This window comes from Rhodococcus sp. P4_B6, assembly GCF_056402215.1.
Genome location: NZ_JBFUHV010000004.1, coordinates 77,529 through 103,727 on the forward strand (window position 1 = coordinate 77,529; position 26,199 = coordinate 103,727).

The window sequence follows — 26,199 nt, forward strand, 5'->3', positions numbered from 1 at the left end:
CCGACCGATGTTCGCCCGTTTTTATGTGGGATCGTGTTGAATTATCTTGATATGTCTTGTTTTGGGCGGGAAACCGGTCCGAAATACGAAGGGAGACCGCGGTGGCGACGACTGAGAGTTTTCTGGTCCCGGACGTGCCGGACCTCGATCCGAACACGTTCGGCCACGATTCCGGGCCGGTCGCGCTCACCGATCCCACCCACGACATCGACGGCGACGGCGTCCTCGACACACAGACCTTCGACGCGGGCGATGCCGTCGTCATCGCCTCCGACCTCGACTCGGACGGCGACGCAGACCATCTGACGTTGATCCACGAGGACGGCGACTACGCGTCGTGGGAGTTTCACCGCGACGGCGACGGCGTCGTGCACTGGGAGCAGACCGATGGTGGGACTCTCGGTATCGGCTGACCATCCCCGAAATCCGCACTCCAGACGCGGGAAAGGCTCCTGACAGGGCTACTGAATCGTTTCTGTGACCATTCCAACCGCACCCGATTCCCCGAGACGGGACTCGCGGCGTTAACCTCTAGGGATAGGACACCCGGCGCCCGCGTCTTCCATGTGGCATGGACGGCCTGGCTGGACCCCGCCGAGAGGGGAAATCGGACCGTCTGGCACACGCTGCGAGGCTCTCTCAGCGGACGGCAGATGGTCCGGTTCCGGCTCACCCCAGGAGAGTTTGATGACCTCAGCGACCATTCCCGGTCTGAACGGAACTGACGGCACGCCCCCCACGGAGCACAGTGAGCTGCTCGCCTGGGTTCGAGAGGTTGCCGAACTCACTCAGCCCGACCGCGTCGTCTTCGCCGACGGCTCGGACGCAGAATGGGATCGACTGACCGAGCAGCTCGTCGCGGCCGGCACGTTCACGCGACTCAACGACGAGAAGAAGCCGAATTCGTTCGTCGGCAACTCGGACCCGTCGGACGTCGCACGCGTCGAGTCCCGCACCTACATCTGCTCGCGGGAGGAGATCGACGCCGGGCCCACCAACAACTGGATGGACCCGACGGAGATGCGGTCGCTCATGACCGACCTCTACCGCGGCAGCATGCGCGGACGCACCATGTACGTGGTGCCGTTCTGCATGGGTCCGCTCGGGGCTGACGACCCGAAGCTGGGTGTCGAGATCACCGACTCCGAGTACGTCGTCGTCTCCATGCGCATCATGACGCGCATGGGCACGGCCGCGATGGAGAAGCTGGGCAAGGACAAGCCGTTCGTGAAGGCGCTGCACTCGGTCGGCGCACCTCTCGCCGAGGGTCAGGCCGACGTCCCGTGGCCGTGCAACGACACCAAGTACATCACCCACTTCCCCGAGGACCGCGAGATCTGGAGCTACGGTTCCGGCTACGGCGGAAACGCTCTGCTCGGCAAGAAGTGCTACTCGCTGCGCATCGCGTCGGCGATGGCCCACGACGAGGGCTGGCTGGCCGAGCACATGCTGATCCTCAAGCTGATCTCCCCGGAGGACAAGCCGTACTACATCGCGGCCGCGTTCCCGAGCGCCTGCGGTAAGACCAACCTCGCGATGATCCAGCCCACCATCCCCGGATGGCGCGCCGAGACCCTCGGTGACGACATCGCGTGGATGCGCTTCGGTGAGGACGGCCGCCTGTACGCCGTCAACCCGGAGTATGGGTTCTTCGGCGTCGCGCCGGGCACCAACTACGGGTCGAACCCGAACGCGATGAAGACGCTCGAGGCCGGCAACTCGCTGTACACGAACGTCGCGCAGACCGACGACGGCGACGTCTGGTGGGAGGGCCTCGAGGGAGACCCGCAGCACCTCGTCGACTGGAAGGGCAACGAGTGGACGCCCGAGTCGGACGAGAAGGCCGCGCACCCGAACTCGCGTTACTGCACCCCGATGTCGCAGTGCCCGATCCTCGCCCCCGAGTGGGACGACCCGCAGGGTGTGCCGATCTCCGCGATCCTGTTCGGTGGACGCCGTAAGACCACGGTTCCGCTGGTCAGCGAGTCCTTCGACTGGCAGCACGGCACGTTCCTCGGTGCGACGCTGTCGTCCGAGCAGACCGCTGCCGCCGAGGGCGCCGTGGGCACCGTCCGCCGCGACCCGATGGCCATGATCCCGTTCATCGGCTACAACGCCGGCGACTACCTGAACCACTGGATCAACCTCGGCAAGCACGCGGATTCCGAGAAGCTGCCGAAGATCTTCTACGTCAACTGGTTCCGTCGCGGCGAAGACGGCCGCTTCCTGTGGCCCGGTTTCGGCGAGAACTCCCGCGTGCTGAAGTGGATCGTCGACCGCATCGAGCACAAGGCCGGCGCCGAGTCCACCCCGATCGGATTCGTTCCGACCGCAGCCGATCTGGAGCTCGGCGGCCTGGACGTCAACGGCAACGACGTCGACGAGGCGCTCAAGGTCGACGTCGACGAGTGGAAGCAGGAGCTGCCGCTCATCGAGGAATGGTTCGAGTTCCTCGGCGAGAAGGTGCCCTCCGGCATCCGTGACGAGTTCGAGGCCCTGAAGCAGCGCCTGGGCTAGTCCCTCCCCGGTGACCGAATGTCACAGTGGTTCAGTTCGCCTGAACCGCTGTGACATTCGTCGTTTCGGGGGAGGTCTCTGTAGTAAACGCATACCATTCGGTTTGTAAAAGCCTCGATTCTCGAAGCTCGCACGCGACGAAAGGATTGCAGATGCAGACAGGGACCAGCAGGGGCATGAAACGACTCGCCGGAGGGGCCGCACTCGCTGCCGCAGCCGCCGCCACCGTAGCCATGACCATGCCGGCGACCGCTTCCGCAGCGACGGAAGTGCAGCCTCCCACCGTGGTGACCGCGGTCGACGGAAGCACCCTCGACATCACCGTCACCAACCCCAACGTCCTGAATCTGCTGGACGCCCAGTCGTGCGGCGCCGTGGCATTCGACGCCACCAAGCTGCCCGCGGTACTCGCGGACCCGACCGTCGTTCTCGAACCGGGATTCGTCGCGTGGGCCACCAACCCGATCGAACGCGTTCTCGCGAACGCCACGGGCGACGCGGTCAAGACGTTCACCACTCCGGAACTTCCGGACGGCGCCTACGCGGTCCTCGGCGAATGCCTGTCGCTGACCACCGTCGCCAATCCCCAGACCACGATGCCGCAGATCGTCCTCGTCGGCGGCCCGCTCGGTGGGGTCCAGTTCGGCAGCTAGGCGCTTCGCGCCCGTGAGTGGTTGAGGAGTCTCTGGACTCGTCAACCACTCACGGGCGGCGGAGCCGCCTACCCCGTGTAGCCGGGCGGCATGAGGACGGACTTGGTCTCGCAGAACGCCTCGAGCCCTTCCGGTCCGTTCTCGCGGCCGATGCCGGAGGCCTTGTAGCCGCCGAACGGTGATCCCGGATCGAATGCGTACCAGTTGATGGCGTACGTGCCGGTGCGGATCTGCTTCGCGACGGCGAGTCCGTGGTCGATGTCGGTGGTGTACACCGAGCCGGCGAGTCCGTAGTCGGAGTCGTTGGCGATCTTGATCGCCTCGTCCTCGGAGTCGTAGGGGATCACGGAGAGGACGGGGCCGAAGATTTMCTCGCGGGCGATCGTCATCGAGTTGTCGACGTCCGCGAAGATGGTCGGCTCCACGTACCAGCCCTTGTCGAGGCCCTCCGGGCGGCCGCCGCCGAGCACCACGCGGGCACCCTGTTCCTTGCCCTTGGCGATGTACCCCTCGACGCGGTCGCGCTGCTTCTCGGAGATCAGCGGCCCGAGTTGCGCGGCCGGGTCGGACGGATCGCCGACGGCCATGAATCCGGCACCCGCGACGAGGGCGTCCAGCACTTCGTCGTAGCGGGACCGCGGGGCGAGGATCCGGGTCTGCGCGACGCACGCCTGCCCGGTGTTCATCAGCCCGGACATCACCAGCATCGGCATCGTGGACGCGAGGTCGGCGTCCTCGAGGATGATGGCCGCCGACTTGCCGCCCAGTTCGAGGGAGCAGCGCTTGAGGTTCTGCGCGGCGATGGCCCCGATCTTGCGGCCGACGGGACTGCTGCCGGTGAACGTGATCTTGTCGATGCCGGGATGCGAGACCAGGTATTCACCGGTCTCGGCGCCGCCGGGCAGAACGGAGATGACGCCCTCGGGGACCCCGGCCTCGGCGAAGATCTCGGCGAGAACGTGTGTGGAGAGCGGGGATTCGGGTGCCGGCTTCAGCAGCACGGTGCAGCCGGCGAGCAGCGCCGGGGACAGTTTGTTGACGGCCAGGAACAGTGGGACGTTCCAGGCGAGGACCGCGGCCACCACACCGACCGGCTCCCGCAGCACCTTCGTCTGGCCGAACACGCCGGTGCGGGTCTGCTCCCACTCGAATTCGTTCGCGAGACCGGCGTAGAAGTTCAGCGTCGCGAGCGACGGCGTCTGCTGCATCATCCCGACCATCGCGGGCGGCTGACCCATCTCCGACGAGATCAGCGCGTTGAGGGTCTCGCCGCGCTCCTCGATGAGCTTCGCCGCCTTCGCGAGGATCTCTCCGCGCTCCGCGGGAGTGGTCTGCGGCCACGGACCTTCGTCGAACGCCCGCCTGGCGACGGCGACGGCGTCGTCGATGTCGGCAGGCGACGCGACGGGACAGCTGCCGACGCGTTCCTCGGTGGCCGGGGAGAACACTTCGAGCACCTGGTCGGTGGCCGGGGCCACCCACTTGCCGCCGATGTAGAGCTTGTCGTAGTCGGTCATGAGTCCATTCCTCGTGTCGTTCCCCCGGTCAGGAGGCGGTGTCGGTGAAACTGTCGAATCCGTATCGTGCGTGTGGCCCGATCGCCGCGACCTCGAACAGCCCGGTCCCGACGACGGTCTCGCCGCCGTCCTCGAGTCGGAATCGGGTGAGATTGTCGACGGGGCAGAACATCCGGAGTCCCGGCTCGATCTCGGACGCCCGTTTGCGCAGTCCCTGCACCACGAGTTCGCCCTGCCACATGCCGTGACGCCAGTCGGCCTCGAGTCCGTAGCCGGTTCCGATACCGATGTAGTTGGGAACCAGCAGGTCGCAGGTGACGGTGACGACCTCGCCGGTCGGCCGGTGGAAACTCAGCGACGCCGACGTGACGTCGCGCGTCCCGGGCTCGAATTTCAGCTCGTGTTCGGGTCGGCCCAGCCATTCGGGTTCGTGGTCGGCGTCCGGCCAGATGCGGACGGCCTCCTCGACGATGCGCCTGCCGAGTTCGTCCTCCTGCAGGACGACGGAGACGGCGTAGTCCTCGAACTGCATCACCGAGTAGATCCAGAAGAAGTTCTGGATCCCGTCGACCGCCCGCCGTCCGGGCGGCTCGGACTCGCCGACGGGACGCACTCCCCACGACCGGTCGCGGTTGCCGCGCCAGGTGTCGGGGGTGACGGGGCGGCTCTGCCCGTCGATCGTGAGTTCGCCTGCCCAGGTACCGGTCTGGACGAAGCGGCTCGTGTCGAACGTGACCCGCTCGAGTTGCCTGCGGAAGTGGCGGGGCTCGAGCGTCGCGGGGATCGCGCCGTCGAAGGTGAGGTCGAAGGAGAGGTCGTAGTCGCCCGGTGCGAGCACCACGCGCAGGCGCTGCAGCCCCTCGAGGACCTCGACGCGGAACGGTCCGACGGTGCTCTCGGAGCGGTCGTGGCCCAGCGCCGCAGACCCGCGGACGACGATGTGGTCGTCGCCGCGGCGGAGCACCGCGAACGCGTCCGTGACCGCGAGGTTGGGGTACTGGCCGAGACCGATGATGAGGAACAGGTCGGACTCGGCCGAGGGATAGCAGTTGAAGTAGTAGCGGTCGTAGAAGTTGCGGTCGGACGTCGCGACCCGCCGGATGGGTTCGGCCACCTGATGGATGGGGTAGTCGTCCATCGGGGACAGCGGGTTTCCGGCGTAGTCGGCGGTCATCGGATCTTCTCCCAGTACGTGCCGTCGAGCATCGCCTCGAGCGAGGCGCGGTGCATGATCATGTCGTCCGGATCCTCGGGGGCGACGGCCTGACCGAAATGGATGGCGCGCTCCTGAATTCGCAGCATGATCGTGGCCTGCCGCAGGGCCGCGTAGGCGGTGTAGTACTCGAGATCGCGGGGCGCGTGGCCCGTCAGTTCCTCGTACAGGGCGGCGAGGTCGTCGAGGCGCAGGAAGCCGGGCATCCCGTCGAGTCCGGCGGCCGCGGCGATGTCCTCGAAGAACCGGTGCAGGTACGTCATCCAGCCCAGGTCGAGTTCGCGGGGCCCGAGCGTGGCCATCTCCCAGTCGAGTACGGCCACCGGCCGGAAGTCCTCGAACATCATGTTGCCGATGCGGGCGTCACCCCAGCAGAAGACGGCGGGGGAGGAGTCGTCCGGGAGGTTCTCCTCCATCCACGCGAAGCCGCGTTCGATGAGCGGGGACCGGGGGCCGGACCGGGTCGTCCATTCGTAGTAGTCACGTTGCTGCCGGATGTGCGCGGCGAGCGCCTCGGAGACGGTGGGGCCGGCGCCGGGCAGCCGCAGGAACGCGAACCGCTCCCACGGCCGGTCGATGTCGTGCAGTTGCGCAAGCACATTCACGGCACTGTGCTGCAGCAGTGCACGCTGCTCCTCGGTCGCCTCCGTCACCCACGACCCGAAGTTGTAGGGCATCACGTCCGGCGGAACCTGCCCGGAGACGCGGGCCATGACGAAGAACGGGGCGCCCAGCGGCCCGGGATCGGGCTCGGACCAGTAGACGACCGGGACCGGGACGGCGGAGTGTTCCCGGACCTGCGTCATCGCCTGGAACTGTCCGTCGAGGTCGTAGTCGGGGAAGACGGGCATCGTCGTGTCGGCGGGCGCGACGCGTGCGACCAGCGGGTGCACCTCGCCCGACCAGGTGGCGTCGAACAGGATGGTCTCGCTCGACATGCCGTTGGCGTCGGGGAGATGGACGTGGGTGACCTCGGGTGCGGCGTCGGAGGGCAATTGCGCGGCGAGCCAGCGTTGGAGCGCCTCCCGCAGCACCTCCGGATCGCGACGGGAATCACTGGGCCTGGCAACTTCGGACTGGTGATCGGAGTCGTCGGCAGATCGGGTTGCGCTCGTGCTCACGGTCACCTCCTCTCCTGAACGTGGTGTGACCCTGAACACTAGAACACGTTACAGAATTTCGGAACAGGTGAGGAGATTCCGCTGTGTCAGCCCTCGCCGGCGGCCAGGACTGCCGCCCCGACGAGCGTGCCCGAGGCGCCGAGTTCCGCGGGCACCACGCGCAGATCGGCGACGAAGGACAATCGGGCGTGACGGGCCGCGGCCCGGCGCATCGGGTCCCACAACGGCGGCCCTGCCTGCGCGAATCCGCCGCCGATCACCGCGAGATCGACGTCGAGCAGAGCCGCGGCCGACGCGATCGCCTGCCCCAGTGCGGTCCCCGCGCGGTCGAGGGCGGCCACCGCGACCTCGTCACCGTCCGCGGCGGCCCGCGCCAATTCGACGCCCGTCGTTCCGCGCCATCCGCGGGAGCGGGCCCAGCGCACGGACGACGGTCCGCTGGCGACCGTCTCCAGGCACCCGACCCCGCCGCACGTGCACGGGTCGGTCCCGCCGGGAACCACCATGTGGCCGATGTGTCCCGCGTTGCCGGTCCGGCCGGTGGCGATGCGACCGCCGAGGATCACCCCGCCGCCGATGCCGGTGGACACGACGAGGCTCAGCAGGTCGGGGGCGCCGCGACCGGCGCCGTGGTGATGCTCGCCGAGTGCGGCCGCGGCGCCGTCCATGGCCAGTCGCGCAGGGACGCCGGGGAAGAGGTCCTGCACGGCGCCGACCAGGCCGAATCCGCCCGCCCACTCCTCGATGTTGATGGGCGACACGGTGCCGGCGACTGTGTCGACCGGTCCGGCGCAGGCGATGCCGACCGACGTGATCTTCGCGCTTCCCGCGACCTCGCGCAGCAGGGCGGCGCACGCGGCCGCGACTCCGGCCGCCGGCGTGGGAGTGGTCACAGGGTGCGGCACCGCGCCGTCCGCGCCGACGATCCCGGCGGCGATCTTGGTGCCACCGATGTCGAGTGCCAGCGCGACCACGGTCAGCGCTTCCGCATCACGAGAACGAGATTGCTCACCAGGAACTCCCGCAGTCCGGGGACGCGCACCATCCACCACGCCCAGCGCGGGTGATAGCGGGGGAAGGCGGCCAGCAACTCCGCGTCCGGGGTGCACCGGGCCCACCGAAGCCCGTCGGCCGCACCCACTTTGAACAGCGACACACCGTAGCGGTTCTTGGGTTCCCGGCCGTTCCTGCGCAGGTAACGTCGGGCGGCGTACTCGCCGCCCAATGCATGCCACGGTCCGGTCTCGTGACCGCCGAACGGGCCCCACCACAACGTGTACGACAGCACCATCAGGCCGCCGGGTTTCGTCACGCGGATCATCTCCTCCGCCATTGCCCACGGTTCGCTGACGTGCTCGGCGACGTTAGACGAGAAGCAGATGTCCACCGACGACGTCCGGAACGGCAGTGCCAGCCCCGACCCACGGACGGCGCCGCCCACCGCGAGCCCCGCGGCGTGCATCTCGGACGGATCCGGTTCCACGGGAACGTACCGAGCGCCGGCCTGCTGGAACACGTCCGCGAAGTAGCCGGGGCCGCCGCCGACGTCGAGGACCGTCGTGCCGGTGAGATCCGCGTCGGTCAGACCGCCCCACAGGTCGCCGATCAGTTCGACGGAGTCGCGGGCGAGGGCGCCGTAGAACAGGTCGGGCGCGGTCTGTTCGTGCCGGAAGTCGCTGAGCAGGCCGAACGACCTCTTCAGGGTTGCCCGTCGACCGAATCGCCGGGTCACGGGAGGCGTCGTCACGAGACTGAACCTTAGCGAGTGGAGCCGCCGGGACGGCAATCCGTTCGCGGTGGCTGCAACATCGGGTGGAATACGACCGATAGGGTGTTCGGGGACTACAGCGCGGAACGTCCCGCCCCGAGACCACGAGTACCGCACCGACCACAGGAGTATATGAACGTGCGAGAGGTTCTGCTGCTCTGCTGGCGCGACACCGGTCACCCGCAGGGTGGCGGCAGTGAGCGGTACCTCGAGGAGGTCGGCGCCCAGCTCGCGGCGCGGGGAATCAAGGTCACCCTCCGCACCGCCGGTTACCGCGGCGCCGCCAAGAAGGAGACCGTCGACGGCATCGAGATCAGCCGGGCAGGCGGACGGTACAGCGTCTACCCCCGCGCCCTCGCCGCGATCGCCGCCGGCCGGCTCGGGTTCGGGCCGCTCCGCGGCATCCGGCCCGACGCCGTCATCGACACCCAGAACGGCATCCCGTTCTTCTCCCGCGTCGTCGCAGGTGCACCGGTCACGCTGCTCGTCCATCACTGCCACCGCGAGCAGTGGCCGGTGGCGGGCCGGTTGATGGGCAAGATCGGCTGGTGGGTGGAATCCCGGCTGTCGCCGCGCACCCACCGGGACGACCAGTACCTCACCGTGTCACTGCCGTCCGCCGACGAACTCGTCGAACTGGGAGTGGAGCGCGAGCGGATCGCGGTGGTGCGCAACGGCGCCGACGACATCCCCCTCGGCGTGGACATCGGCGGCGCCGACACGAGGACCGCGCACCCCAGCGTGTGCGTGCTGTCACGGCTCGTGCCGCACAAACAGATCGAGGACGCCCTCGAGGCCGTCGCCGCCCTGCGCCCCACGATCGCCGACGTGCACCTCGACGTCATCGGTGGCGGCTGGTGGGAGCAGAACCTCCGCGACCGTGCGCACGAGCTGGGCATCGGCGACGCCGTCACGTTCCACGGGCACGTCGACGAGAACCGCAAACACCAGTTGCTGTCGCAGTCCTGGGTGCACGTGATGCCCTCCCGCAAGGAGGGCTGGGGTCTCGCCGTCATCGAGGCAGCGCAGCACGGCGTCCCGACCGTCGGCTACCGCAGCTCCAAGGGCCTCACGGATTCGATCGTCGACGGCGTGACCGGCGTTCTGGTCGGCAAGGCGGAGTCGGCGACGGCCGACGTCGCCGACCTGACCGCGGCAGTCAAGACGCTCCTGGTCGAGCCCGAGACCCGCACGGTGCTCGGTGAGAAGGCACGCGTCCGGGCGGGTGAATTCTCCTGGAAGCACACCGGGAACGGCGTCCACGAGGTGCTGGCCGGCACGGCCGCGGGCCTGCGCACGTCAGGGCTGGTGTCGCCGGCGCTGGCGCGTCCGGGCCTCGAGCACGCCCGCGCCGAGTAGACCACCGGCCAACAGCATCGCCCACAGCACGTGGGCCGCGATCACGGTCGCGCGCGCCCGTCGGGTCGCCTCGTACGCCGCGACGTCGCCGTCGACGCGGTACAGCTCCAGATGCTCGTCCGAGAACTGTCGCTCCAGCCCGGACAGGGTGGTCGCGGATTCGCCGCGCGGTCCGGGCGTGTCGCGCTCGACCAGAACCCATCGGACGCCCAGCGACGCGAGATCGGCGGCGGAACCGCCGGTGAGCAGCACCCGTTCGACCTGCTGCGCCCGGGACCCCTCGCCCCCGACGCTGCCGCCGGCCACCACCAGCTCGCCGGTCTGCAGGACGTCCTCCGGCAGCATTCTCGGGGCGGGGTCCAGGACGGGAGCGGAACTGCTGTAGGGGAACTTGCGGAACATGCCGGTGGGCAGGACGGCGACGTCCCCGCTGGTCGGGTCGTCGTCCAGTTCGGCGGCCAGCTGCCGCCACGACGGCGGATAGTGGACCGGGCGCAGGGAGCCCCCGACGCCCCACGCGAGGTCGGGGAGGGCGAGCAGCACGATCAGGACGGCCGAGACCGACCAGGTGACCGGGCGCCGCAGCACGGCGGCCGCGGCGGCGAGCGCATACAGCGGGGCCGCAAGCGCCACCCACTTCTGCGCGTCCCGGAGCAACCCCGCGCCGGGGACGTGCTGCACCGACCAGCGGCCGGCGTCGAGACCCCACGCCGTCGCGCCGAGCGTCGGCAGCAGCACCGCGAGCAGTGCGAGCACGGTCAGCGCGGCGACTGCGGGATGCCGTCGACGCCGCCACAGCGCAGGGAGGCCGCACAGCACGACACCGAGCAGCAGGGCCGTTCCGACCAGGGCGAACAGGGTGGTCCGGGTCTGCGGGACGGCGGTCTCGTTCCAGACGCCGCCGAGCCCGGCGAGACTGCCGGGCGTCGCCAGACCCGGTTCGGCGCGGGCCGCGAACGCCGCGACCCCGGCGGGATCGGAACCGTCCCCGCCGCCGCCGGACAGAGCCGTGGCCACCAGCCACGGCGCGCTCGCGGCGAAGAACAGGCCCAGCGCACCTGTCAGGCGGAGCCCTCGGGCGGAGCGTCCACCCGGGCAGGCGAGGACGGCCAGCGCCGTCACCGCCGCGAGCAACACCCCGGTCGGTGTCAGACCGGCCGCGGCGAGGCAGGCCGCGAGGGCGAACCACCCCTGTCGCCGACCGCGCCGGATAGCGACGGCCGCGCACACCGTCCACGGCAGCGCTGCATACCCCGTCAGCAGACTCCAGTGACCCTGCAGCAGTCGCTCGGCGACGTACGGGTTCCACACCGTCACCGTCGCGGCCACGAGTTGCGGCCCGAGCCCGGCGGTCGGCAGGACTGTCCGGACCATGCGGGCCGCGCCCCAGCCCGCCGCCCACAGGGCGAGCAGCAGGATCGCCTTCACCACCAGTCCGCCGTCGACGAACGCACTCAGCGCGGCCAGGAGGGCGTCCTGCGGGACCGCCCGCGCGGCGGCATCGGTGAGACCGAGCGCCGAGTCCGTGCGATACGACCGGGGAGTGCTCACCGCGTCACGCAGCAGCAGATAGCCGGGACCGAGCAGCGGACCGAGGATCAGTAGCGCCAGGACGAGGCTGTAGACCGCCGCCACGAACGGTGCTCGGCGCCGGACGGTCATGGGCCGTCACGATACGTGGTGCATCGACCCGGCCCGCACGGCACGTAGTGCATCATGGGCGAATGCCACGCCAGACCCTCACCAGCTCGGCGGTCGCCGGGGTGACGATGGTGACGGCCGGCTCGATGACCGCGAATATCGCGTCCTACCTGCTTGCCTGGGCGGCGAGCGCCTGGCTCGGCCCGGCGGGTTACGGGGAGTTCGCGAGTCTGCTCGCCGCCCAACTCGTCCTCGCCGTCCCCGCGCTCGCACTGCAGACCGTCGTCGCCCGCGAGGCGGTCCGGGGCAAGGGTGCACACGCGCTCCGGCTGCTGGGGTACCGCTGTGCGCTGATCGTCGCGGTCGCGGCGACGCTGCTCACGCCCCTCGTGTCGTTCGCCCTCGACACCGGGATGCTCGCCACGTTCTCGGCGCTCGTCACAGCGCCCGTCCTCGTCCTGCTCGCCACCGAACAGGGACTGCTGCAGGGTTCGGCGCGGTTCGGCCCGCTCAGCGTCGTCCTCGCCGGAGCCGGAATCGCAAAGGTCGTTCCCGCGGTCGTGGTGCTCGCCGTCGGCGCCGGGCCGGGACTCGCCCTCGCCGCCAGCGCGGTCGGCACCGGCCTGGTGGCCCTGTGCGCCCGACTGTTCGCAGACTCCGGGATCACCGGGGAATCGAGCACCCGGATCGGCGTCGCGGCCGTGCTGAAGGCGTCGCAGGTGCAGTTGGCGCTGATCGCGCTGTCGTCGATGGACCTCGTGATCGCCCGCATCGTGCTCAGCAACGACGACGCAGGCCTGTACGCGCTGGGTGCCGTCGCCACCAAGGCCGCGTTCTGGCTGCCGCAGGCCGTCGGGGTGGTGCTGTACCCGCGGATGGCGAATCCCGCGCACTCCGCGCAAGCGATCCGCTCGGCGCTCGCCGTCCTCGTCGGACTGGGCGCAGTGCTCGTCGCGGGTGTCGCGGTGGCCGCCCCCCTCGTCCCGCTCCTCGTCGGGGACGCGTACCGCCCTGTGCAGTCGCTGCTGTGGCTGTTCGCGCTCCACGGCGCCTGCCTGGCCGTCCTGCAGGGCGCCCTGCTGTCCGCCATCGCGGGGGAGCGGACGTACCTCGCCGTCATCGCCTGGATCGGCCTCGCCGTAGAGATGACCGCCATGCTGACCCTCGCGTCCACGATCGGGCAGTTCATCGCCGTCGCCGTGACGGTCGCGTCGAGCACCGCCCTGGTCGCGAGTCTCTTCGCCGTGCGCAGCGCGCGACGTGACGCACCCGCGATCTGACATCGGCCCGGTTCGACAGGCCCCCCGACACGACAGCCCTGACACGACGAAGGGGACCTCGGTGAAGAACCGAGGTCCCCTTCGCACCGGACTACGTGGCGTCCGGTTGTCGCGCTCTACCGCTCGTCGTATCGGCGCGGATCTGCGACGGGAATCTCCTCCGTCTTGTCCGTGGTCCAGTCGTGCTGCTCCGTGGGAGCCTCCGACTTGCCCAGGTCGACGTGGCGTCCACCACCGCTCTGCGGGACGTCACCACCGTCGGCAGGTGCGGGCTGCTTGCCCTTGCCGCCGCGCAGCGCCAGGAACAGTCCTGCGATCAGGGCGATGAGACCGAGGATGCCGGCGATGATCGGCACGGTGCGACCGAACGTGCTGAGCTTGTCCATGCCGTCCTTGGCCTGCTGGACCTGGTACTCGATGGTCTGCTCGTTGAACGGCAGTTCCACCTTCAGGACGTCGATCTCCGGCTTGTCCTTGTTGCGGGCGTAGTACTGGTGCAGCTGCTCCTGGCCCTTGACGACGACACCGGTCTCGGGCTCGACCCACACGTCACGCACGTTGGTGTACCAGCGGGTCATCGTGACGGGGAGGGTGCCGCCGGGGACGCCCCACGTCTCGGCGGGCAGTGTCAGCTTGTTGGTGGGCGAGTTGACGACCTTGGACAGGTCGACCGGCGCGATCGTCTGGCTGTAGTGGTACACCTTCAGACCGTTGATCTCCGTCTCCTCGACGAAGTCGATGTCCTGGGTGGCGCGCGCGTTCAGATCGAAGTAGGGGTAGCTCTTCTTCTCCGAGTCGAACGGGAACTTGTACTGCAGTCCGTCGCGCGGAACTTCCTCGGCAGGCTGGTTGGGCTGCGTCTGGATGGTGCCCACCGGGTCGTTGGTCGGCATCGAGGTCTTGCGGTCGACGGTGTTGCGGTCGACGATCGCGGACAGCAGTCCGGTGTCGCCCTGCTTGTCGGTGCGCCGGAGTGTCTGCCCCGCCTGGAGAGTGACGACGTCCGCGTTCGCCGGGTCCTCGGTGGTGACGTAACGCTGTGACACCAGTGGAACGTTCGTGTTGACTTCGGTCTTGCCTGCGAGAAGAGCCTGCGAGTTGAGCACGCTGCCGGAACCTTCGGCGATCGTGGTCACTTCGAGGTCCAAGGGCGTCTTCGCCAATTTGCCCACCGTGTAGGTGGGAATGAGAATGGCGACGGCCAAGAGGAAGGCACCGAGGCCCACCAGAATGCAAGCAAGTATCCGGCTCGGCCCTGAGCGCTCCGCCATGCTTTCTCTCCTAACCCAATTCTGTCGATTGAGATTCCCCCACCGGCAGCACGGCTGCACGGATCGCATGGAGCCCACATCGACACCACGTGAGGCAAAACACTAACAGTCTCGAATGCGCATTTGCCCCATCGGATAGTAAACGCACCGGCCGTTCCGCAGCGAAGTGACCGGGACGGAGTTTTCCGTCACAGGGCCCGGACCAGGCACACTGTTGGTGATGAGCACCCCGGCCACGATCTCGCCCGCGCCCGCGGCGACCGCTACTCCGCGCAGTTTCATTCCCGCACTGGAGGGGATGCGCGGTCTCGCGGCGCTGGGGGTGCTCGTGACGCACGTCGCTTTCCAGACGGGCGCGACGCACGTGCCGGTCCTCGGCCGCATCTGGGGACGATTCGATCTGGCGGTGGCGGTCTTCTTCGCGCTGTCGGGATTCCTGCTGTGGCGCAGCCATGCCGGGGCTGCGCGGGGGATGGGTTCCGCCCCCGGCGTCGTCCGGTACTGGATTTCGCGGGCGACGCGCATCCTGCCCGCGTACTGGGTCGCCGTGGCCCTGGTGTTGACGTTCCTGCCCACCGCCAACGCGAGTTACCGCACGTGGTGGGCGAATCTCGGTCTCGTGCAAGTGTTCGTGCCACTCACTCTCACCGACGGTCTGACCCAGATGTGGAGTCTGTCGGTGGAGGTGGCCTTCTATCTGGTGCTTCCGCTGCTGGCCCTCGCACTGGTCCGGCTACGGGGTCCGGCTGCGCGGCTGCGTGTTCCGGCGATCCTCGCGTTGATCGCGGTGAGCCTGACGTGGGCATTCGTACCGGTCTCGACGCCGGGCGGCATCCACCACGACAACTGGCTGCCCGGATACCTGCCCTGGTTCGGAGCTGGGATGTTGCTGGCCGAACTGGCGGTGAGCCCGCCCGGGCGGATGCACCGCTGGGCGCATCACCGCGTCCGGATGTTCCTCGTCGCCGCAGTGGCATTCGCGCTCACGGCGACCGACCTCGCCGGTCCGGAGGGGCTGGTGCGTCCCGAACCCTGGCAGTACGCCGTCAAGATGGCGCTCGGCGCCGTCATCAGTTTCGCGTTGATGGCACCGCTGGTGCTGTCCGACAGGTCCACCCACCGTTACCTCGCGAGCCCGCTCGCTCTCGCGGTGGGCCGCTGGTCGTACGGCATCTTCATCTGGCACCTCGCGGTGCTGTCCATCGTCTTCCCGGTCTTCGGGCTCGTCCCGTTCTCCGGCCACTTCGTCTACATCCTGTTCCTGACGACGGTGCTGAGTGTCGCGGTCGCGTCGGCGAGTTACGCGTTGGTGGAGGAACCGGCGCGCCGCGCCGTCAAACGCTGGGAGGCGCGCGCGAGCAACGCCGAACGTCCGAGCGGCAGCACGGCCAGTCCGGTCGCGACGAGCGCGAGCAGCAGCGGGAACTGAACGAGGAACGAGTGCCCGACGTATCCGCCGGGCGCACGCCACGGCCCGGTCGAGAGCATCGCCATGCCGAGCATCGTCGACGCTCCGGCGACCCCGACCAGCACGCGCGCGGTGGTGGCGGTTCCGCGCAGCCGGATCAGGACCACGGCCAGCAGCGTCGCCACGACCGTCGTCACCGCGCCGACGGGACCGCCGATCACGGTGGCGGCGGCGAGGATTCCCAGCCACCCGGCCGTTGCGCTACCCCAGGTCCGGGGTGCCGGGCCGGGTTCGCGCTCACGGGCGCGACGCGGCCACAGCGCGGCGGCGAGCAACGGGATCAGCAGCAGCAGGCCGCCGAAGATCCCCAGCCGATACCAGTGGTCGGTGGGGAAGTCGAGGGTCACCGTCCCCTCGGTTCCCGCGGGCAGGATCCATCCCTGCTGCCAGCCGTCGACGACGACCGGCGTCAGTTCGCCGCCGTCCGGGGCGGTGGCCACCCAGCCGACGTTGGTGCTCTCGGGGACGACGACGAGGCGCTCGGTGTCAGAGCGGGGCACCGTGAGTTCCCGGTGGTTCTCCGTCCACGCGATGGTCGACACCTGCTCGGCCGGAACGGCCTGTGCCAGCGGTCCGGCGTCGAGGCGCAGACTGTCGACGAAGAACGCCGACCCCGGGTCGACCGTCACGTCCTGTGATCCCGCCGCCAGCGGGACGGGGCCGGGACCGTCGCAGAGCGTCGCGGGAACCGGGTCGCCGGAGAGCAATTGCCCGGCGGTCGCGGTGACGCTCGTGCGCACCGGCTGCCCGCCGATCGACACGACCGGCCCCTCCTCGCAGGGCACCGTGACCGGGCGGTCGCCGGCGTCGTCGACCGGACCCGAGCCGGGCAGCAGGACGCCGTCCTCGCCCAGCACCCCGACCTCGGCGAGTCCGGCGGGCTGCAGCTGGGCGAACCCGAGAGCGTTCTGGTCGAGGGTGCTTTTCCAGGACACGAGGCTGAGCACGATCCGGTCGGTCACCCGGGGGTCGACCGTGACGGTCCCGTCGTCCTCGTTCACGTCGCGCACCTGCGGTCCGTTCCCGAGGTCGACGGCGACCCGGTCGGGGGCGGCGGGCAGGGCACCCAGGCTGGGCGTCAGCTGCAGGCCGGTGACGAGCGTGGGTTCGGGAAGATCGATCGTGAGGGTCGGTTTCGCGCCCTTGCCGCTGGTGGTGTCMTGTTTCGCCGACCAGCTGGTGCGTGGATCGTTGTCGGTGGCGGCGAACGCCGAGCCGCGAAGGTCGGTGATGTTGCTGGTTCCGTGGGCGGACGGCCGATCCCGTTGCGTGAGAACATCCTCCAGCGGTGCGCCCTGCCGGGCCCGCAGTGTGAGCTGCGGCGTCACCGCGGTCGGTTCGGGCACCGACAACGTTCGCTCGAACGCGCCGACCTCCTCGGGGGGCAGGACGAAGGCGTTGCTGCACCGCACCCGGTCCGGGGCCTCCGCGCACGCGTTGCGGCCGGGGAGCTCCTGGCTGAGGTCCCAACCCGACACGGACGCGCCCTCGGGGGTGGGAGGCAGCACCGTCCGGTACCGGATCGGCACGGTGACCGGGGCGTCACGCTGGGCGAAGTCCTCGACCGATACCTCGCTGATACCGAACTGCGTTCCCGGGGAACCGTTCTCGGTGCGGGTCGCGGTGATCCGCACCCACGGGGTGACACCACCGGGAACGGACACGGCGATCGGTTTGCCCGGGGCGTCCACCTTCACGGCCGTGCTGCCGTTGGGCGTCGACACCTCCATCCAGCGGACGGGCGCGCCGATCGCGGCCGGGCTCGTCGTGATGTGCAGCAGCGAACTGGTTAGCGGGGTGTCGAAGTCGATCTGGAGCCACTGACCCAGCGCCCGCTCGATGCCGTTGCTGAACCAGCCCGTCGCCGGGTCGCCGTCGACGGTCGCGGCGGCACTGCTGGCGGGCGAGGAGCCGCCGAGTTGGGTGGCGTCGGACGCCGCACTCGACACGCTCAGCGTCGCGCCCTCCCACCGGCCCTCGACCAGCGGGGTGTCCGCCACCGGGTAGTCGGGGACGTGATTGAACGTGCGGCGCGCATCGTCCGGGGTGCGCAGCGCCGAACTGTGATTGTCGACCTGGCCGTAGTCGGTTTCGCGGTCCCGGGGCGTGTCCGTGACCGTGACGTCGTCGACGGGCAGTCCGGCGCGCTTCGCGTCCGCGGCCAGCAGGACAGGTCCGGTTCCGGGCAGGGTGCCGTTCTCCCGCAGGCGCTGCAGCGATTCCGGACCGCCCTGCACGCGGGGGATGCCGTCGACGTTCGCCGTGTAGGGGCCGCTCGTTGCGGGCGATCCGTCCGGTGTCGACACCTCGAAGATCTCGATGGCCGGATATCGCGGCCGCAGGTCGCTGTCGATGACGAGGCCCTCGACGTCGCCGGGGCCGATGTCCTCGCCGAACTCCGCGACCCGGGTGAATCCGGGAGATCCGGTGACGGCCTGGTGCGCGAGCAGTGGGCGCGTCGACCGCGACGTCTCCGGGTCGAGGTCGTTGCGGAGGACGAGGTAGTGGATGCCCTGGCCGAGCAGGGTCTGCGCCATGCCGTCCGAGGGCCGGCCGTCGGCGATCAACCGCTGGATCGAGTCCATCGCCCGGATGGTGCCGGGCGGGGTGAGCGGGACGGCGTCGCGGGACGCCCACGGCGTGGACGCCAGAGCCTGCATCGGCTCGTCGCGGGTGAGACCCCAGAGCTGGCTGCCGAACGGTGCGCCGGGCACCACGAGCGCGCGCTCCGCGTCCGAACCGTCGGGGCTGGTGCCCCCGGCGTTGTCCTCCAGCCACGACGCGGCCTGCTGCCAGTAGTCGGGGACGTCGGTGTACGTGCCCCGCGGTGCGAGCTTGCCCGTCCACGCCAGCGACGTCGCGAGGGTGAGGGCGACCAGCACCAGGCTGGTCACCGCGACCATCGGTTCACGCTCGGGATGCGCCACCGCGCTGCGCCACCGCGCGAACGGCACGGACCCGGGCAGCGGCACCTTCGCCAGGAGATGCGCCAGCCCGAGCACGAGCGGGAGCCGGACGAGCGGCTCGAGTTTGTGCACGTTCCGCAGGGGCGCCCCGGTGGAGTCGAGGAACAGTCGCACCTGCTCGGCGAACGGGGAACCCAGTTCGCCGATGTACCCGGCGGCGAGTCCGGCGACCCCGACGAACAGGATCAGGGTGAGACGACCGCGGGCCGGCATCGACCGCATGCACAGTCCCGCGAGACCGGCGGCGGCGATGAGCCCGGTCGCGGCGACCGCGGCGGGCTGGGTGACGAGGACCGCGCCTGCGATGCGTTCGGGGGAGACGAACGGTGTCCAGCTGTCGGTGCCGCGGAGGATTTCGGCGAGGGACGTCCACTGCGTCGTCACCCCGGACGATTCGATGTAGTCGAGGAACGGCGGGCTCACCTTGCCGAGCAGCAGCAGCGGCACGATCCACCACAGCGTGGCCAGCGCCAGGAACGGGAACCACCACGCGGTGAACGTCCACCACCGCCGGTTGGGGCGGTGGGAGATCCACCACAGGCCTGCGACGAGGCACGCGGCCACGGTCGCGACGGCGTTGACCGCACCCATCAGCGCGACGGCCAGCGCCGATTGGGCCGCCAGCCGTGCAGGTGAGCGCCAATGTGCGTCCCAGGACGCTTTGCCGCTCACGTGGGAGAGGGCGACGACGACGGGCAGAAGGACCCACGGCGCCAGCATCATCGGGAGGGTTTCCGACGAGATCGAACCCAGGGTGGTGAGGACGCGGGGGGAGAATGCGAACGCGATACCGGCGATGACGCGGGACGAGCGGCTACCGGCGCCGAGCGCCTCGGCGAGGCGGACGATGCCCCAGAATCCGGCGACGAGCAGCAGTGCCCACCACACCCGCTGGGTGATCCACGCCGGGACGCTCAGGACGTCGCCGAGCGCGAAGAACGCTCCGTGCGGGAAGAAGTATCCGTAGGCCTGGTTCTGCACCTGGCCCATGGGGGCCTGGCTGCTCCACTGATGGGACGCCCGTTCCAGGAATCCGATCGGATTCTGGGACAGGTCGTACTTGGTGTCGGCGGCGAGCCGGCCGGGGGTTTGGAGGAACGCGAGAAGGAACGCTACGACAGAGGCGCCGAACAGCCACCGCCGCGACAGAGGCTCCGCCGAGGGCGCCATGGCCGCCGACTCGGGGGAAGTGCGGGAAGTTGTCGAGCCGGCGCTCTCAGCGGCTGCCGTACTCAACCTGGTTCAGGAGTGAGGAATCCGCGTTGCCGCTCCGGTCGACCTCGGGACGCGTGTTGTCCTGTGCGGCTGCGGTGATGCCGAGCGTCGCCACGGTGCCGAGAGCGACACCGACCACGGCGCTGACCACACCGGGCACAAGGAACTTCCCCATCAGACATCTCCCACCGTCGTGCCATCGACGCACACGGCTACTCCCGCGTACGAATTGCTCGGGTCAAGGTATCACCCGAGGGCCGCCGAACTGCTGATTGGTGCTCGGGGACCGCCGTTTCCGCAGTTCACGGGCTCTGCTGCACACCCAGCGCCCGGAGCAGCGTGCGCAGTTTGGTGGTCGTCTCGTCGAGCTCGGACTCCGGGTCGGACTCGGCGACGATGCCCCCGCCCGCGGTCGCGAGGGCCTCGAGCCCGTCGGCGGCGATCTCGGCGCAGCGGATGGCCACCACCCAGTCGCCGTCACCGTCGCCGTCGCACCATCCGACGGCACCGCCGTAGAACCGCCGATCCTCCTCGACGTCCCGGATGGTCGCCAGCGCCGCGTCGGTGGGGGTGCCGCACACCGCGGGCGTCGGGTGCAGCAGCACCGCCAGGCTCAGGGCGCTCGTCGACTTCTCGCGCAGCACGCCTTCGATGGGAGTCGCGAGATGCCACACCTCGTGCGTGCTCGTCAGCACCGGGGAAGCCGGGACGGTCAACTCCGTGCAGAGCGGCGCCAGGACGTCCCTGATCCACGCCGTCACGAACGCGTGCTCGGCCAGGTTCTTCGTCGACTCCAGCAGGCTCCGGCCTTCTTTCTCGTCGGCCACCGGATCGGCGCGCCGCGGGGCGGTTCCGGCGAGAGGGCGGCAGGTGACGCGTCGGCCGCGCCTGCTGAGCAGGACTTCGGGGCTGGCCCCGACGAGGCTGCAGCCGCGGAAGCCGTCGCCGGCCGCGGACAGGTCGACGGCGAACCCGTTGGCGGTCGGATTCTGGTGGATCATCCGTGCGGCCAACGATTCTGCGGAGATGGGGGCGTCCGCGCGGAGGGTGACGCTGCGCGCGGCCACCACCTTGCCGAGGGCACCCTCGCGCAGTCGCTCGACGAGGGACCGGACGCGGGCCACGTGCTCGGCGGGTTCGGGGACCTGCCGAACGACGCGGACGGAGGGGAGTGCGGCGACGGTGCCGGGCCGCCACGGGCCGTCCGTGAACTCCCACGATTCCGGGGCGGTCAGCGCGGCGGGACGTTCGGGATCGAACGGCAGCGCCCCGACGATCAGCCCGGTGTCACCGTTCGTGAGGGCGGCCGCGGCAGCGGCCGCGGTGTCGTACCCGTGCCGCACCCCGGATGTGCGCAGCGTCCGATCGGCGCGGGAGAGAAGGAAGCCGTCCATGGTGCACCCGACAGTAGTCGGGCGTCCGGACTACTTTCCGGGAGGCACGATCAGCACCGGGCGGTGACTGTGCCGCAACACGTGGTCGGCGACGCTGCTCTGCAGCAGCGACCGCAGACCGGTGGTGCCCCGGGTGCCCGTGACGATGATGTCGACCGCCAGTTCGTCCGACGTCTCGACGATCGCCGTCCAGATCGTGCTGGTGCACTCGATGCACCGACCCTCGGTGGTGAGCCCGGCGGCCTCGGCGAGCAGGATGCCCTCCTCGTTGGTGACCTTGGCGTCGGAGAACGCGACGTCCTCGGTCTCCTCGTCGGGCACCCACTCGGGTTGCATCACCCCGGACAGTCCCGACATGCGCGCGGCCTGACGGACCATCGGCTCCCACACCGTCACCAGCACAGCGCGATTGGAGGCGAGAAAGCGTCCGGCGCACTCCACGGCGCGCTTCGCGTTGTCGGATCCGTCGTAGGCGATCAACATCAAACCACCGGGCACCACGACCTCCTGAGTACGGGTTTCCTCTGTGTCCAGATTACCAAGACGGGCGGCAGCGGTCGTCGATTCGGGGCCTGCTGCGGGAGCATCGGCGGTCAACTGGGCTACCGTCGAACCCATGCGGATCAAGTATGCCCTCGCGCTCGCAGCCTGTACCGGCCTCGTCGCCGGATGTTCGTCGGGTGGTGGCGAGACGGTCGCGGAGTCGTCCTCGGCGACGCCGTCCCCGTCTTCCGTCGAGCCCGCGTCGCACACCGGCACCGCCGCGCCCGCCGCAGCACCGGTGTCGTGCGAGACGCAGTTCCTGCAGTCGTTGCCGTTGCGGCGCAAGCTCGCTCAGCTGCTGAACGTGGGCGTGACCGGCACCGCGGATGCCGCCCAGGTGGTCCGGAACGAGCAGGTCGGTGGCATCTTCATCGGAAGCTGGACCGACGAGACCATGCTCGCGAACCGCGAGGTTCCCCAGGTGGCCTCGGCGTCGTCGCTGCCGCTGATGGTGACGATCGACGAGGAGGGTGGGCGGGTGTCGCGCGTCGAGAACCTGCTCGGCGCCGATCCCTCCGCCCGGCAGACCGCGGCCACGATGACGGAGGAGCAGACGTATCAGATGGCGCTCGAGCGCGGGCGCGGACTGAAGGACCTCGGGGTCACCGTCAATTTCGCGCCCGACGTCGACGTCAGCAGCCAGCCCGACGACAGCGTCATCGGCGACCGCTCCTACTCCGACGATCCCGCCGTCGTCACCCGCTACGCCGACGCCTACGCGCGCGGCATGCGGGACGCGGGAATCCTTCCGGTGATCAAGCATTTCCCCGGTCACGGATCCGCGTCCGGCGACTCCCACACCGGGGCTGTCACCACCCCACCGCTCGAGCAGTTGCAGACCAAGGACCTCGTCCCGTTCCGGAATCTGGTCTCCACCGGGGTCGGCGTCATGCTCGGCCACCTCGAGGTGCCCGGCCTGACGGCGCCCGGAATCCCCGCCAGCATCAGCCCCGACGCCGTGGCGCTGCTGCGCGGCGGCACCGGCTACGGCGCGCCGCCGTTCACCGGCCCGATCTTCACCGACGACCTCAGCGGCATGCAGGCGATCACCGACCGCTACGACATCACCGAGGCCGTCGAGACGGCACTGGAGTCCGGTGTCGACGTCGCGCTGTGGCTCACCACCGACGACGTCCCGCGGGTCCTCGACCACCTCGAAGGCGTTGTGGCCTCGGGCAAGCTGCCGCAGCAGCGGGTCGACGAGGCGGTGCTGACGGTCGCGCGGGCGAAGGGCGCTCTGGCCTGCTAGTGCGCGGTGTGGGGACGGGGTGCTGGTATTCTTCTCGTCCGCCGGTCGAGCCCGGTTTCTTACCGTAGAGTAAGATAGCGGGTTCGACGATGATGGAGGACGAATGGCCGGCGGCACCAAGCGACTGCCGCGCGCAGTGCGCGAGCAGCAGATGCTCGACGCTGCCGTCGACGTCTTCTCCGACAGAGGTTTTCACGAGACGTCGATGGACGCGATCGCGGCCAGGGCGGAAATCTCGAAGCCGATGCTGTACCTCTACTACGGCTCCAAGGACGAACTGTTCGCGGCCTGCATCCAGCGGGAGGGGCTGCGCTTCGTCGAGGCGCTCGCACCGGCCGGTGATCCCGGGCTGAGCCCGCGTGAACAGCTGCGCCGCGCGCTCGAGGGGTTCCTCGGGTTCGTGGGCAAACATCGCAAGTCGTGGATGGTGCTGTACCGCCAGGCGATGGGGCAGCAGGCGTTCGTGGGGTCGGTGCAGTCGAGCCGCGACCGGCTGATCGAACTCACCGCACACCTGCTCGAGTCCAGCACGAAGGATCCGGAGCCGGGCCAGGATTTCGAACTGATCGCCATCGCCCTGGTCGGGGCCGGTGAGGCCGTGGCCGACCGGGTCGCCGGCGGCGAGATCGAGGTCGACGCCGCCGCCGACCTGCTGGAGTCGCTGGCGTGGCGCGGCCTCGCGGGCAAGAAGAAGCCGGAGTGAACGGGACGCTCGTTCGATCAGGTCGAACGAGCGTCCCGTTCGTCCCCGTCAGCGCAGCGTCGCGGTGAGGTGCGGGTACCCCTTCTTCGGGTGCTTGATCGACAGATCCCAGCCGTCGGCGGTCCGATCGGCGTACACGTTCAGCGTGGACGGCAGCAGGATCGGCTTGCCGAAGCGCACGCTGTAGGTGACGGCGTCCGGGATCCGGCCCTCCACCGAACCCAGGACCGCGGCCGCACTCCACATGCCGTGCGCGATGGTCTTCGGGAACCCGAAAGCCTTGGCGCCCAACGTTGACACGTGAATCGGATTCCGGTCGCCGGACACCGCCGCGTACTTGCCGATCGTCTTCTGATCGACCCGCAGCGTCCGCAGCGGGCGCGGCGGCTCCTCCTCGGCCTTCGGCTCGGGGCCGGGCTGACCGGACAGCGACGTCTTCTGCTGACGCAGGAACGTCGACGTCTGCTTCCACACCAACTCGCGTCCGACCCGGATCTCGCTGATCACGTCGATGAGCAGCCCCTTGCGGTGCTCACGCAGATTCTCCGCGTGCACCGACACGTCGAGGGGTTCGACCACCGAGATCGGGCGGAACTGCTCGATGACGTTCTCCGCGTGCACGGAACCGATGGCGGGGAAGGGGAAACCCTCGGACACCATCAGCTTCATCACCACCGGGAACACCAAGGTGAACGGGTATGTGAGCGGCAGGGTGTCGCCGAAGCGCAGCCCCGTCACTCGGTCGTACGCCGCCAGGTTGTCGGGATCCACGTGCACGCCGCTCAGGACGAGCGTCGTGTCCGGGGCGCTGTGCCCGCTCGCACCGATGACCGGCAGCGCGCTGCGCACGGCGCGGGTGTAAATGTCGAGCGTGCCCGGCTTCTCCGTGAGTTGCACGACCTTGCCCGACATCAGGCCCCCAGCAGGCTCTGGCCGCAGACGCGGACGATCTGCCCGGTGACGGCGTTCGACGCGGGGCTCGCGAAGTACGCGACGGTCTCGGCGACGTCGACGGTCTCGCCGCCCTGCAGCAGCGAACTCATGCGGCGTCCGGCCTCGCGCGTCGCGAAGGGGATCGCCGCCGTCATCGCGGTCTCGATGAAGCCGGGGGCGACGGCGTTGATGGTGATCTTCTTCTTCGCGAGCACCGGCGCGGACGCCTGCACGAGTCCGATGACACCGGCCTTGGAGGTGCCGTAGTTGGTCTGGCCCCGGTTGCCCGCGATGCCGGCGATGGAGGAGACGTCGATCACGCGGCCGCCTTCCTTCAGCGCACCCTTGGCGACGAGGACGTCGGTGATGCGCTGCGGCGCAAGGAGGTTCACGCCGAGCACCATGTTCCAGCGGCCCTCGTCCATGTTGGCGAGCGTCTTGTCGCGGGTGATGCCGGCGTTGTGGACGATGATGTCTGCGCCGCCGTGCCGTTCGAGGACGAACTCGGCGAGCTTGTCGGCGGCGTCGTCCGCGGTCACGTCCAGGGCGAGGGAGGTGCCGCCGACCTTGTTGGCGGTCTCGGACAGCGCCTCACCGGCGGCCGGGATGTCTGCGCAGATGACGTGCGCGCCGTCGCGGGAGAGGACCTCGGCGATGGTCGCGCCGATGCCGCGGGCCGCACCGGTGACGACGGCGACCTTCCCGTCGAGCGGCTTGTCCCAGTCGGCGGGTGCGACGGAATCCTCGGACCCGACGCGGATGACCTGGCCGCTGACGAACGCGGACTTGGCCGACAGCAGGAAGCGCAGCGTGGATTCGAGACCCGACAGTCCGGTGGCGGCATTCGGCGAGACGTAGACGAGCTGAGCGGTGGCGCCGCGCTTGACCTCCTTGCCGACACTGCGGGTGAAGCCCTCGAGCGCACGCTGGGCGATGTGCTCGTCGACGTCGGACGTCTCCTCGGGGGTGGTTCCGATGACGACGACGCGCGCGGACGGTGCGAGGTTGCGGATGACCGGCTGGAAGAACTCGAACAGCTGCTCGAGCTCGGTGACCGAGCCGATGCCTGTGGCGTCGAACACCAGGGCGCCGTACCTGTCGTCGCCCGCGCCCGCGGCGGGGTAGTCGGACAGGAGTTCGCGCAGCGGCTCGACGAGGCGGCCCTTGCCGCCGATCAGGACCGGGCCGGCGAGCGCCGGCTCGCCGTGCTTGTATCGCCGCAGGTTCTCGGGCCGCGGCAGTCCCGCCTTCGCCGCGATGAACGCGCCGGGTGCGGATGAGAGGAACTGGGAATAGAGGTCGGGAGCTCCCTTGCTGGCTGCCACGGTCCTACCTTCTGTCGTCGTTCGGCGGTCAGTCACCGAGCACCGAGTGGAGTGCGGTGTCGA

Annotated in this window: 20 protein-coding genes and 1 pseudogene; 8 read left to right on the forward strand and 13 right to left on the reverse strand. The window is 69.6% G+C overall.

The genetic code is table 11. The annotated features are described in order from the left end of the window. Positions 1–101 precede the first annotated feature (101 nt). The 3 genes from AC1DWT_RS02850 to AC1DWT_RS02860 all read left to right on the forward strand — a co-directional run bounded on the left by AC1DWT_RS02850 (position 102) and on the right by AC1DWT_RS02860 (position 3,170). Positions 102–413 carry a DUF6802 family protein gene (locus AC1DWT_RS02850; protein WP_095863464.1) on the forward strand — a complete coding sequence of 104 codons (312 nt, stop codon included), beginning with the start codon at positions 102–104 and terminating at the stop codon, positions 411–413. Between the two features lie 274 nt (positions 414–687). Then, on the forward strand, positions 688–2,517 hold the full coding sequence (locus AC1DWT_RS02855; protein WP_072947528.1) for a phosphoenolpyruvate carboxykinase (GTP): 1,830 nt from the start codon (positions 688–690) through the stop codon (positions 2,515–2,517). Between the two features lie 152 nt (positions 2,518–2,669). Next, positions 2,670–3,170 carry a hypothetical protein gene (locus AC1DWT_RS02860; RefSeq protein ID WP_244163633.1) on the forward strand — a complete coding sequence of 167 codons (501 nt, stop codon included), beginning with the start codon at positions 2,670–2,672 and terminating at the stop codon, positions 3,168–3,170. A gap of 68 nt (positions 3,171–3,238) precedes the next feature. Here AC1DWT_RS02860 and AC1DWT_RS02865 read toward each other — a convergent pair whose 3' ends face one another. The 5 genes from AC1DWT_RS02865 to AC1DWT_RS02885 all read right to left on the reverse strand — a co-directional run bounded on the left by AC1DWT_RS02865 (position 3,239) and on the right by AC1DWT_RS02885 (position 8,753). After that, complete coding sequence (locus AC1DWT_RS02865; protein ID WP_477919635.1) at positions 3,239–4,687, reverse strand: aldehyde dehydrogenase; 1,449 nt, start codon at positions 4,685–4,687, stop codon at positions 3,239–3,241. A 28-nt stretch (positions 4,688–4,715) separates the two neighbouring features. Beyond that, a complete protein-coding gene (locus tag AC1DWT_RS02870) occupies positions 4,716–5,861 on the reverse strand; it encodes an Rv3169 family protein (protein ID WP_477919637.1) in 1,146 nt (381 codons plus the stop codon). Then, positions 5,858–7,027, reverse strand: a complete 1,170-nt coding sequence (locus AC1DWT_RS02875; protein ID WP_072947524.1) for a phosphotransferase family protein — start codon at positions 7,025–7,027, stop codon at positions 5,858–5,860. Before AC1DWT_RS02875 ends, AC1DWT_RS02870 begins: the two co-directional genes overlap by 4 nt. An 80-nt stretch (positions 7,028–7,107) precedes the next feature. Then, positions 7,108–7,995 (reverse strand): ROK family protein, encoded by an 888-nt coding sequence (locus AC1DWT_RS02880; RefSeq protein WP_072947523.1) that lies wholly within the window; start codon positions 7,993–7,995, stop codon positions 7,108–7,110. Positions 7,996–7,997: 2 nt separating this feature from the next. Beyond that, positions 7,998–8,753: a class I SAM-dependent methyltransferase gene (locus tag AC1DWT_RS02885; RefSeq protein ID WP_072947522.1), complete on the reverse strand. Its 756-nt coding sequence runs from the start codon at positions 8,751–8,753 to the stop codon at positions 7,998–8,000. Positions 8,754–8,927: 174 nt separating this feature from the next. Between AC1DWT_RS02885 and AC1DWT_RS02890 the strand changes: the two genes are divergently transcribed. Further along, a complete protein-coding gene (locus tag AC1DWT_RS02890; protein WP_477919640.1) occupies positions 8,928–10,148 on the forward strand; it encodes a glycosyltransferase family 4 protein in 1,221 nt (406 codons plus the stop codon). Here AC1DWT_RS02890 and AC1DWT_RS02895 read toward each other — a convergent pair. Further along, positions 10,089–11,810 (reverse strand): MmpA family trehalose lipid delivery protein, encoded by a 1,722-nt coding sequence (locus tag AC1DWT_RS02895; RefSeq protein ID WP_477919642.1) that lies wholly within the window; start codon positions 11,808–11,810, stop codon positions 10,089–10,091. The genes AC1DWT_RS02890 and AC1DWT_RS02895 overlap by 60 nt on opposite strands. 62 nt (positions 11,811–11,872) lie before the next feature. On the opposite strand from AC1DWT_RS02895, the gene AC1DWT_RS02900 reads away from it, so the two are divergent. Beyond that, positions 11,873–13,069 carry a polysaccharide biosynthesis protein gene (locus AC1DWT_RS02900; protein ID WP_072947520.1) on the forward strand — a complete coding sequence of 399 codons (1,197 nt, stop codon included), beginning with the start codon at positions 11,873–11,875 and terminating at the stop codon, positions 13,067–13,069. A 116-nt stretch (positions 13,070–13,185) separates the two neighbouring features. Here the strand turns inward: AC1DWT_RS02900 and pgfA are convergent, their stop codons facing one another. Continuing rightward, positions 13,186–14,340: a cell envelope lipid trafficking protein PgfA gene (pgfA, locus tag AC1DWT_RS02905; RefSeq protein WP_072947519.1), complete on the reverse strand. Its 1,155-nt coding sequence runs from the start codon at positions 14,338–14,340 to the stop codon at positions 13,186–13,188. 220 nt (positions 14,341–14,560) lie between these two features. On the opposite strand from pgfA, the pseudogene AC1DWT_RS02910 reads away from it, so the two are divergent. Continuing rightward, positions 14,561–15,616: pseudogene (locus AC1DWT_RS02910) on the forward strand (acyltransferase family protein); the annotation flags it as partial. Between the two features lie 23 nt (positions 15,617–15,639). Here the strand turns inward: AC1DWT_RS02910 and AC1DWT_RS02915 are convergent. The 4 genes from AC1DWT_RS02915 to AC1DWT_RS02930 all read right to left on the reverse strand — a co-directional run bounded on the left by AC1DWT_RS02915 (position 15,640) and on the right by AC1DWT_RS02930 (position 21,881). Then, positions 15,640–19,944 (reverse strand): DUF3367 domain-containing protein, encoded by a 4,305-nt coding sequence (locus AC1DWT_RS02915; protein ID WP_477919645.1) that lies wholly within the window; start codon positions 19,942–19,944, stop codon positions 15,640–15,642. 46 nt (positions 19,945–19,990) lie between these two features. Continuing rightward, positions 19,991–20,164 (reverse strand): DUF2613 domain-containing protein, encoded by a 174-nt coding sequence (locus tag AC1DWT_RS02920; protein ID WP_072947516.1) that lies wholly within the window; start codon positions 20,162–20,164, stop codon positions 19,991–19,993. Between the two features lie 127 nt (positions 20,165–20,291). After that, positions 20,292–21,383 carry an isochorismate synthase gene (locus tag AC1DWT_RS02925; protein ID WP_477919647.1) on the reverse strand — a complete coding sequence of 364 codons (1,092 nt, stop codon included), beginning with the start codon at positions 21,381–21,383 and terminating at the stop codon, positions 20,292–20,294. A 30-nt stretch (positions 21,384–21,413) separates the two neighbouring features. Next, positions 21,414–21,881 (reverse strand): universal stress protein, encoded by a 468-nt coding sequence (locus tag AC1DWT_RS02930; protein WP_072947517.1) that lies wholly within the window; start codon positions 21,879–21,881, stop codon positions 21,414–21,416. Positions 21,882–21,999: 118 nt separating this feature from the next. On the opposite strand from AC1DWT_RS02930, the gene AC1DWT_RS02935 reads away from it, so the two are divergent. Both AC1DWT_RS02935 and AC1DWT_RS02940 read left to right on the forward strand, forming a co-directional pair. Further along, positions 22,000–23,175 carry a glycoside hydrolase family 3 N-terminal domain-containing protein gene (locus AC1DWT_RS02935; RefSeq protein ID WP_072947514.1) on the forward strand — a complete coding sequence of 392 codons (1,176 nt, stop codon included), beginning with the start codon at positions 22,000–22,002 and terminating at the stop codon, positions 23,173–23,175. Positions 23,176–23,278: 103 nt separating this feature from the next. After that, positions 23,279–23,878: a TetR/AcrR family transcriptional regulator gene (locus AC1DWT_RS02940; protein ID WP_072947513.1), complete on the forward strand. Its 600-nt coding sequence runs from the start codon at positions 23,279–23,281 to the stop codon at positions 23,876–23,878. A gap of 48 nt (positions 23,879–23,926) precedes the next feature. On the opposite strand, the gene AC1DWT_RS02945 is transcribed toward AC1DWT_RS02940, so the two are convergent. Next, positions 23,927–24,790: a MaoC/PaaZ C-terminal domain-containing protein gene (locus tag AC1DWT_RS02945; protein WP_095863471.1), complete on the reverse strand. Its 864-nt coding sequence runs from the start codon at positions 24,788–24,790 to the stop codon at positions 23,927–23,929. After that, positions 24,790–26,136 (reverse strand): 3-oxoacyl-ACP reductase, encoded by a 1,347-nt coding sequence (locus tag AC1DWT_RS02950; protein ID WP_477919649.1) that lies wholly within the window; start codon positions 26,134–26,136, stop codon positions 24,790–24,792. The genes AC1DWT_RS02945 and AC1DWT_RS02950 overlap by 1 nt, the downstream gene beginning before the upstream one ends. Positions 26,137–26,199 lie beyond the last annotated feature (63 nt).